Genomic DNA, 468 nt, shown 5'->3' on the forward strand with positions numbered 1-468 from the left:
AAGCCCGGGGCCCGCCACCCGGCCCACCAGGCCACCCTCTTCCTGGAGGGGAGCCTGGGGGAGGAGGGCTTCTCTAGCCCCCGCCTTCCCGAGGGGTGCCGGGTGGAGGTGGCCGGGTACGCCCTGAGCCAGCCGGAGGAGCACCAGGGGGAGGGGGTCTTCACCCTCTGGCCCCGCACGGACGAGGAGGGGAGGCTCACGGAGGCCCATGTGGCCCTCAAGCTCAAGCGCCCCATGGAGGGGCCGGAGCTGGTGGTGCACGGGATCCTCCTCCACGCCGACGGAAGGAGGTTCGTGGTCCTCGTCCAGCCCAAGAGCGGGGAGGCCTTCAGGCTCGTCCTGGGCCGGGCCCGGGGCTTCACCGCCTTCCTGGAGCCCAGGAAGGCCTACCGCCTCGAGGGGGCCCTGCGGGGGGGGAGGCTCCTCGCCGAGCGGGCCTTCCCCTTGGGGAAGTGGGTCCTGGCCCGG

Annotated in this window: 1 pseudogene; it reads left to right on the forward strand. The window is 73.9% G+C overall.

Features of this window, described 5'->3' with window-relative positions:
- Positions 1–468, forward strand: a pseudogene (locus tag ACYQ0J_RS00235) (hypothetical protein); the annotation flags it as partial.

This window comes from Thermus sp. FJN-A (assembly GCF_054655095.1).